Source organism: Neobacillus sp. PVCKKU3 (assembly GCF_058323225.1).
Map to the genome: position 1 here is coordinate 1 of NZ_JBLVQN010000076.1, position 9,488 is coordinate 9,488.

Genomic DNA, 9,488 nt, shown 5'->3' on the forward strand with positions numbered 1-9,488 from the left:
GTCCCCTCCGACATGCTTCAATACACAAGTTACCCCGCCAAGATCGATTTCGAGTTCATGGTCAAAAACGACTTGTGGCAATGTGATATGTATATTCCTATGTTCCGCAAACTCATTTTTAATGCAGTTGGCACAAAATTCAATTTCTGTGCCTCCCTTTACCCGCTCATCTAAAGCCTCATCCGTCCATGCTAAAGGTATTAGTTTTTCTATTTCTACTTTTGTTGCTTTTGAAGAAATCGATACACGATCCTTTAATGCGGACAGTCCAAAAATATGGTCCCAATGCCAATGTGTTAACACAACCATATCAGGACGGCCGACATTTTGTTCCTCCAGCATTTTTAAAAATAATTGGGCATGTGCTTCCGAATTCCCCGCATCAATCATTAATCTTTTTTCTTTTCCAACAACCATCCCTAAAATCGGTCTGTCTGTCTCAGAAACAGGTGTCATATACCAAAATGAATTGCCTATTTTGTTTATGGTTTGCATGGTAATATCTCCTCGTATATAATCAATTGAATCTAACAGAATTGTAACAGATTTATATAACCAATGTACTTCATGAACGGTACTTCTAATCGTTTGGTCTTTATCACCTTATACTAAAACTTACATCAAAATGCCTAATTGCTTTCACAATTAGGCATTAAAAAGGTAAAAACCTTAAGCGATAATGTTATTTTTCCTTAACAATTGTAATGCAGTTGGGATATCGGAGACGTTCAGGATGATGGAATTTACTGCACTATATGCAGCGAACACTACTACCTGAGGGTGCAAAGCTCGTAACACGTTTCTTAAGATTCCCGGGGCAGGTGAAACAATGATCTGGATAACTTCTTCTTGATGGAACCGTACACCTGCTCGGCGAAGAGCGTCCCGCGCGATCTGGTTGGCACGGGAACTATTTGAACTATCAGGACCGACAACCATTCGCACAAAGTTCACTCTGCCCATGTCCAACTTTGTAATGGTAAATGCAACTACCGTTACTCCTTGGGCTGCAATATCATCTAAAACCGAATCAAGTACTTCGTCGTTCGCATAAAAAGAAAATTCCTGTCTTAATACGGCTGTAAACTTTTTAGTGTTGTTGCTCATTGATTTCAATATCACATCCTTTCCTATCAAACTATAATAGCTTATTCATTTAATCAGCCGAGGGACACGTTAATTTGTCCAACATTTTGAATCAAATTCTTAAACATCGTCTGTAGCTAAAACTACTGCCTAACGTATTTATTCATAAATTATTTATCTATAAACAGAACAGATGTTTTGTAGTAGAATAGTTATGTCTGTTTTTTTTGACCAGATTAATAATTTTAGAGGTGGTATGAAATTGAATGGTACAGCACATGCAGTAATTGGATCAGCAACAGGATATATTGTGGCTAATACATATCAAACCTCTCCTTCTGCAACACTCTTGTTTGTCGGATTAGGAGCCGTGTCGGGATTGATGCCAGACTTGGATATTGACGGGAAGCTCCGCGGAAAAATTACACTGTCGCATAAGATGGTTCGGCTAGCTGCGATGATCATTGGATTGCTGATGATTTTCTATAGTGTCTTGGAGAAACTGGCGGCAGAACGATGGATGGGGGCCGGTATCGGGCTTTTGATCGTGCTGGTTGCTTCCCTCATTAAGCAAAAACATATGTTAACCATTTCGGGAATTGCTGTTCTGCTTGGAGGGTTATCTTTAGGGGAGCTTTGGATCATCCTATTAGGAATTTACTTTATCATTGCTTCCTTGACATCTCATCGGAGTTATACTCATTCCATCTTAGGCGTTGTTTTCTTCGGGGTCATTGCTTTCCATTTAGAGTCTTCACTTGGAATTCTCGGTGTTTTCTATACCTGTTTAGCTGGTTACATCAGTCACCTGATCGCTGATTTAAAAATCTTGCCATTTAACAAACGAGGGATTAAACTGTTCTTGCCGCTGACGTCTAAGGAACTATAATTAGCGTAAATTCAGTAATGGTTAAAAAAGAAACTAGAGGTTATTGAATGAAGGTATATAAATTAAAAAGGCAGTTTAATGGATATAAAAAAGGAACTCACTTTTACTTGATTAGTGAATCAGAATTTATCGGAGTTAAAGAATTTGTCTTGAGAACGAAAGATTTGGCGAATCGGATCTCCATCAATGAAAGTGAACTTCTTAAGAATTTTACTTTCATTAAAGAAATCTTTTAACGATACAGGGACAGTTTGGAAGGTATGACTACTAATTAGTCATACCTGTTTTTGTACTATATTAATTAGAAATGCAAAATAAATGTAACCTAATAGTTAAATAGTTGAAAATTATTTATGCGATAATCATTACTTCAGAGGTTTCTAAATTATTCCTATATGGGAGCTTAATAGTATAAAATAAACCATTGATGATCGTATTATTTCAGCCTAGGTGGTGCAAGTTTTGACACGAAAGAAAAAGAAAAGAATTAAAATAAGATGGGGCAGAGTTTTTGCCGCCCTACTTGTAATTGGTATTGTCACAGTTGGTCTCTTTACCATTTTTCAATACATAGAAGGAAAAATTAAAACGATTAACCCGCCTCTTAAAAAAGTGGAGGGAAAACATACAATTCAAGATTCAAAGAGTAACCTCGATGAGGTCAATGTGCTTTTATTAGGAAGTGACTCACGGGGAGAAAAACAATCCCGAACAGATACCATTATGATCGCCCATTATGATCCAAAAACACATCAATTTAAACTGATTTCCTTAATGCGCGATATGCTTGTTTCCGTACCCAATCATGGACAGCAAAAACTAAATGCCGCCTACGCTTTTGGCGGTACTGAATTGCTAAGTAAAACGATCAAGGAAAATTTCGGACTCGATATTCACTATTATGCGATCATCGATTTTAAAGGTTTCGAAAAAGCGGTCGACCTGCTTGTTCCAAAGGGAATCGAAGTGGACATACCGTATGAGATGTCTTATGGAATTGGCATGACGTTAGAAGAAGGCAAGCAGCGGCTCCATGGTAAAGAACTGTTAGGCTATGTTAGGTTTCGACATGATCGTTTAAGTGATTTTGGGCGGATTCAAAGGCAACAGGAAGTGATTTCAAAATTAAAGGAAGAAGCGTTAGGTCCAAAAAGTGTGTTAAAACTCCCAGAGCTAATCGGTCTTTTGAATAAATATTTGGAGACAAATATGAACAGTTCTACCCTTATTGAACTTGGAAAAGACATACTTACGAGAAAGAACAGCGAGATTGAAACTTTACGCATTCCTGAGGATGGCAGTTTTCAAAATAAACGGGATGATGAGCTTGGGGATGTATTGGAAGTAGATTTCGTGAAAAATAAAGAAGCTCTTGAACGTTTTTTGGACGGGACCAGTGATAATCAAAATGAAGATAAAAGCAACTCACCCGACTGATTTCGAAGCTGCTTTTGCCGAAGTACACCAGTTTATGATTTGACCTGAACTTAATTGAAAAATATAATTCCTAATTAGACAGGCTTTCGAAGGGTGTAGGTCATTTGATTAAATCTATTGTAATATTTATACTTGCAGGACTTGCCGAAATTGGCGGCGGTTATCTAGTTTGGCTATGGTTAAGAGAAGGTAAACCATTGTATTGGGGAATTTTCGGCGGACTTATCCTGGCATTGTATGGTGTCATAGCAACATTTCAATCGTTCCCATCCTTCGGCAGAGTATATGCTGCCTATGGTGGAGTATTTATCGTTCTGTCCATCTTATGGGGATGGGGAATGGATCGAAAAACACCTGACTTATATGACTGGATCGGCGCTGGAATTTGCTTAATTGGAGCCTCCGTGATCTTGTTTGCACCGCGCCAATAAAACTTCAAAAAAATGAGAAACATCTGAGTGATGTTCCTCATTTTTTTTGAACCTAATTTTCGATTTCAAACAAAATATTTGCGAATCCGAGCACAATAATTGCGAAATTCCCCTTTTTATTTGCGATTCCCGCCGTTATAGATGCGGACCTAAACAAGTAGCGGCTGCATCCAAAAGTTATTTGCGAAAACGCTAAGTTTATTTGCGAATCTCCTCCTTTTATTTGCGAATCGCCCAGTAATATTTGCGGACCTTAACAAGTAGCGGCTGCATCCAAAAGTTATTTGCGAAAACGCTAAGTTTATTTGCGAATTTCCTACTTTTATTTGCGAATCGCCCTGTTATATTTGCGGATCTAAACAAGTTGCGGCTACCTCTACAAGTTATTTGCGAAAATCAGCTGTATATTTGCGAATTTCCTCATTATATTTGCGAATCGCCCCGTAATATTTGCGTTCCTTAACAAGTTGCGGTTGCACCCGCAAGTTATTTGCGAAAAATCCCTTTATAATTGCGAATCACATCCTTTTATTTGCGAATCCCCCTGTTATATTTGCGGATCTAAACAAGTTGCGGCTGCCTCTACAAGTTATTTGCGAAAATCAGCTGTATATTTGCGAATTTCCTCCTTATATTTGCGAATCGCCCCGTAATATTTGCGGATCAATACAAGAAGAGGCACCCTCTCTTTTTGTTAAAATAAATAAATAAGTGATGCACCAGAACCGTCCCCATGCATCACGCATAGACATCTCAACCAGTGAATAAAATGTATTAAACCTTATTTAACCGAGGTAGTGAGATGCCAATAAATATGAATGGACCAATAACATTAACGCCCCAACAAATGATTAACATGATTAGAAATGGGCTTGATAAGTCACAGACCCCTAAGCAGATTACGATAGTCGGTGCTGGGATAGCAGGGCTTGTAGCAGCCTCCCTTTTAAAGCAGGCGGGGCACAAGGTTACTATTTTAGAAGCCAACAGCATGGTGGGCGGCCGTATTTACACGATTCGCAGCCCTTTCAGCAATGGCCTTTATTTAAACGCAGGCCCTATGCGTATTCCTGATACCCATTTATTGACTCTAGAATATATTAAAAAATTTGGGTTGCCCGTAAACCCTTTTATCAACCGGACCCCCGCAGACATTCTGTTTGTAAATGGGGTCAAAACCCGCCTCAGCATGTTTGAACAAAATCCTAGTATTCTAAACTTTCCTGTCCTGCCGAATGAAAAAGGTAAAAGTGCAGAACAACTATGGAAATTAGCCATCGATCCAATTGTTAATTTTATTAATAAGGACCCTGAGAGACATTGGCCTCTTATCGAAAAAGAATTTAAAAACCAATCACTCGGAACGTTCTTAAATTCTTACCACTATAAATTTGGAACGACTTTCTCAGATGGTGCCATTGATATGATTGATGTACTCCTAGATTATGAAGCTTTTATGGGGATGTCGTTTCTAGAAGTGATCCGTGAAACGTCGGGTTTTAGAACCAATCGCTTCTATGAGATAACGGGTGGAATGGATCTGCTTCCGAAGGCATTTTTGCCGCAATTGAAAGAGGAGATTAGGTTCAACCAACGAATCACTAAAATTGCCCAACATAACCAAGGTGTCACCATTCATTCGACTGATCCTCGTACATTTAAAAATTCGACTACCACTAGTGATCTTGCCATCATTACCATCCCCTTTTCTGTTATGCGATTTGTAACCATTGAACCCTACCATTCTTTTTCTTATTACAAACATAGAGCCATTCGTGAAATCAACTATATGGCCGCAACAAAAATCGGAATTCAGTTTAAGAGCCGCTTTTGGGAAAGATACGGTCAATATGGCGGGAAATCCATCACCGATCTGCCCATTCGATTCACTTATTTTCCGAGTCAGGGAATCGGCACATCTGAACCGGCTGTTGTTGTCGCAAGCTATACATGGGCGGATGAAGCGATGACATGGAATGGTCTTTCCGACGGAGAGCGTATTCAATATGCCTTAAAGAACCTAGCTCAAATTTTCGGCATCCAGGTCTATTCCGAATATGTTTCTGGTATTTCTTATAGCTGGGTAGATAACCCCCATGCCACTGGAGCGGTTGTCGCATTTGAGCCCGGCCAGGAAAATGAATTGTTTCCATATATAACGATGCCAGAAGGAAGAGTTCACTTTGCCGGTGAACATACCACTCTTATTCACGGTTGGATGCAGGGATCCATTGAATCAGGCATTCGTGTTGCCAATGAAGTGAATCATCTGCCAATCTAGAAAAAAAGATGGGTTTCCCCTTGTTTTTTACGGGGAATACCCATCTTTTTTTCATTAATTACCAATTGCCCTTCCAAAAAATGCTTTTACAAATTAAGGTTTGAAGAAGTGACAATTATATCAAGCTGGGATATTATTAAAAAAGGAAAAAATTTGTACCACTAAATATCGCTTTGTAATTGATTGGAGGAGCACACCATTGGAAACAGCATCACAACCCATAATGAAAGGAAAAGAACCCATTTTTCGCCGGGGTGTTTTTACATTCAGCGGATCACATTTTTTAAATGATTTAGTGACCACAGGTATGGTTCCGGCAATGGTTGTGCTTTATAAACAAGCATTTGACCTAAACTATACCCAGTCTACTTTAGTAGTTTTAATGTCATACCTAACATCCTCTATCTCCCAGCCTCTGTTCGGCATGTTCGCGGACCGTAAGCCTCGTGTCTGGCTGTATCCGGCAGGAGTATTCTGTTCGATTATGGGGCTGGCTTTAACAGGACTCGCACCATCACTGCCTTGGCTGCTTTTGTTTATTTCGATTTCCGGTCTCGGATCGGGCGCGTTCCATCCAGAAGCCTCCCGAGCTACCCATCTTGCTTCTGGATCTAAAAAAGCACTCGCCCAAGCTATTTTCCAAGTCGGCGGAAATGCCGGGCAAGCCTTTGGGCCATTATTAGTATCCCTCTACGTAAGTCACTCAGGGATTCAGGGACTACTATGGCTCATTCCAGTAGCGTTCCTATCGCTTCTATTAACTGGCCAAATTCTGCCTTGGCTGCGTGAAAAATTAGAGACTACTAAACTCCAATCTAAGAAACAAATAAATGGAGACAACAATTTACTGGGAGCTACCCTGCTCTCTTGTGTAATCATCCTGCGTTCCTGGTGCCAAATTGGCGTTGTCGTCTTTTTGCCTTTTTACCTGCACAACCTTACCATCCAACAGTCAGAGATTCTTAGCTTTGTCTTTGTCGGAGCAGGAGCACTTGGTACTTTTGTTGGCGGGGTTCTTGCAGACAAACTTGGCATGAAACGTTTACTGGTCAGTTCCATGCTACTTGCAACACCGTTTGCTCTTATTTTTCCACATGTACATGGGGTGTTGTCGGTTCTCGTATTGCTCTTGTTTGGTTTTAGTGTACTTTCATCTTTCTCGGTCAGTGTGGTTTACATGCAGCGCATGCTTCCGAAGAACATTGGTCTGGCTTCCGGTCTTTCGATTGGTTTCGGTGTAGGGGCTGGCGGGATTGGATCGGTGTTTATGGGCGGCATCTCAGACATCTTTGGGATCGCGACCGTTTTCACGATTCTCTCGCTGCTCCCGCTTGCCGGCTCGTTGATCGCGGTCTTTTTACCAAATGATCGCATGGAAAAGAAACTGGCTGCTTGATGACTTACTATTACACTGTATTCTAAGAGGTGATTCAAAATGTATTGGACTCCGTTATTTGAAAATGATGTACCAGTAGCGCACTTCTGCTCTTAATGGAGAGAACGTGACTACTTCTCTCCGTTTGGGCATCGTTGACCTAAAAAAGACGGAGGGTATAAAAAATGAAAAACACCTTATTAGGTTCTATATATTTAACTTTAGCCGCCAGTATTTGGGGTGGAATGTACGTTGTTGTCAAAATTGTAGTAGCGGTCATACCTCCACTAGAACTTGTGTGGATGCGCTATTTAGTGGCTATTGTCGCACTTCTTATCATCGGCTTTATAACCCGACAAAAATGGCGAATCGAGAAACGTTATTTCTTATTAATTATCGCTATCGGAGTTATTGGTAACGCCATTTCAATTGTTACCCAAGAAACGGGGACAATGCTGTCCACAGCACAAATGGGAGCCATTATAACTTCTTCAACACCCGCGTTTATGGTTATTTTTGCTAGATTACTTCTTAAAGAACAATTAACGTTAAAAAAGTGGCTTTCCGTTTGTCTAGCGACGATTGGGGTTTTTCTCATTGTCGGAATCGGAGATGTGGATTTATCTAGTAAACTTGGTGGTATTGCACTGCTTATTGCTGCTTTAACGTGGGCACTTATGTCTGTACTTGTAAAACTCTTGCCGAGTGACTATTCACAAATTGTAGTCACCACCTATTCCATCTCGGTCGCCCTAATCGTGTTGACTCCTTTTGTTTTACCACGGTTACACGCAATTAATATTTCTGAATTGACTCACCCGACCATTTGGGGGGGACTCTTATATTTGGGTATTGTTTCAACAGCAGGTGGGTTCCTACTTTGGAATCGCGGTTTACAAATGCTTAACGCCTCAAGTGGGGGGATATTTTTCTTCTTTCAACCCGTAGTTGGAACATTACTTGGCTGGCTTATTCTGGGAGAAAATATAGGTGTAACCTTTTGGACAGGTTCCATACTCATTCTTACTGGTGTTTTATTCGTTATGATTGAGAAAAAATAGTCTTTAGAAACCCCCTTCAATTGTATTTGTTGGGGTCTTACTTTTTGTTCGTAAATTTGGCTTATTCAACTTACTGAACGCTTAGTGCAATAAAAAATGTGGAACACCCCCTAGCCCCTATCTTCAACCCAAGTTTATAAAGTACAAAAATTTACTTTTCTTCTAAAAGATTTAAGTATATATTTAATATTTGATATATAATATTACTTTTTAGAAAAGAAGAGGTTAGATATGAATTCGACATTTTCAACAACAGAATCAACAAAAACAAAAGCCATTGTCATCAGTGCACTTTTCATTGCCTTAACCTTCGTGGCCACGATGTTCATCAACTTAAGGCTCCCAATCATGGGGAACGGTGGTCTAATCCATTTGGGTAACGTTCCTCTCTTTATCGCAGCCTTGGTTTACGGCAAAAGAACCGGAGCCATTGCGGGGGCGTTTGGTATGGGTTTGTTTGATATTGTCTCAGGATGGGCATTATGGTCACCGTTTACCTTTGTCATCGTCGGTACAATGGGCTTTGTAGTCGGTCTCATTGCCGAAAAGGTACCCGGCAAACGAGTTCTTGTTTATACTCTGGCCGTTCTAACTGCACTCGTCATAAAAGTTGTAGGCTACTATTTCACCGAAGTCATCCTCTACGGGAACTGGATCCAGCCATTCGGCTCCATCCCTGGAAACATCATGCAGGTCGTAATAGCAGGCATCATTGTAGTCCCTCTTGTAGGACGCTTAAAGAAAAGAGGGTAACATGGTTCATGGGGACGGTTCTCTTGTTTCACATTTTGGATCACACAAGAATACACGTCTATGAACTAATAAGTTAAGGAACAAGAACCGACCTTAGGTAAATAGGGACGGTTCTTTTGTTTCGTTTTGGTGATTCACACATGAACACACCTCTTAGCTAGTAAGTTGATGCACA

Annotated in this window: 10 protein-coding genes; 8 read left to right on the plus strand and 2 right to left on the minus strand. The window is 40.2% G+C overall.

Annotated elements, in window-relative coordinates; all coding sequences use genetic code 11:
• On the minus strand, positions 1–495 hold a 495-nt coding region (locus ACNQGS_RS28565; protein ID WP_491490333.1), incomplete at its 3' end, for an MBL fold metallo-hydrolase.
• 174 nt (positions 496–669) lie between these two features.
• Entirely contained in the window at positions 670–1,107 is a 438-nt protein-coding gene (locus ACNQGS_RS28570) for a hypothetical protein (protein ID WP_491490334.1), read from the minus strand.
• 241 nt (positions 1,108–1,348) lie between these two features.
• Between ACNQGS_RS28570 and ACNQGS_RS28575 the strand changes: the two genes are divergently transcribed.
• From ACNQGS_RS28575 to ACNQGS_RS28610, 8 genes are all read left to right on the plus strand, one after another.
• Positions 1,349–1,975 carry a metal-dependent hydrolase gene (locus tag ACNQGS_RS28575; protein ID WP_491490335.1) on the plus strand — a complete coding sequence of 209 codons (627 nt, stop codon included), beginning with the start codon at positions 1,349–1,351 and terminating at the stop codon, positions 1,973–1,975.
• A gap of 47 nt (positions 1,976–2,022) precedes the next feature.
• Positions 2,023–2,211 (plus strand): hypothetical protein, encoded by a 189-nt coding sequence (locus tag ACNQGS_RS28580; protein WP_491490336.1) that lies wholly within the window; start codon positions 2,023–2,025, stop codon positions 2,209–2,211.
• A gap of 226 nt (positions 2,212–2,437) precedes the next feature.
• Complete coding sequence (locus ACNQGS_RS28585; protein ID WP_491490337.1) at positions 2,438–3,412, plus strand: LCP family protein; 975 nt, start codon at positions 2,438–2,440, stop codon at positions 3,410–3,412.
• 104 nt (positions 3,413–3,516) lie between these two features.
• Positions 3,517–3,843, plus strand: a complete 327-nt coding sequence (locus ACNQGS_RS28590) for a YnfA family protein (RefSeq protein ID WP_491490338.1) — start codon at positions 3,517–3,519, stop codon at positions 3,841–3,843.
• Positions 3,844–4,657: 814 nt separating this feature from the next.
• The gene (locus ACNQGS_RS28595) at positions 4,658–6,124 is read left to right on the plus strand and encodes a flavin monoamine oxidase family protein (RefSeq protein WP_491490339.1); all 1,467 of its coding nucleotides are present in this window, start codon (positions 4,658–4,660) and stop codon (positions 6,122–6,124) included.
• Positions 6,125–6,347: 223 nt separating this feature from the next.
• Positions 6,348–7,520, plus strand: a complete 1,173-nt coding sequence (locus tag ACNQGS_RS28600) for an MFS transporter (protein ID WP_491490342.1) — start codon at positions 6,348–6,350, stop codon at positions 7,518–7,520.
• Positions 7,521–7,684: 164 nt separating this feature from the next.
• Entirely contained in the window at positions 7,685–8,560 is an 876-nt protein-coding gene (locus ACNQGS_RS28605) for a DMT family transporter (protein WP_491490340.1), read from the plus strand.
• Between the two features lie 231 nt (positions 8,561–8,791).
• Entirely contained in the window at positions 8,792–9,313 is a 522-nt protein-coding gene (locus ACNQGS_RS28610; protein ID WP_491490341.1) for an ECF transporter S component, read from the plus strand.
• Positions 9,314–9,488 lie beyond the last annotated feature (175 nt).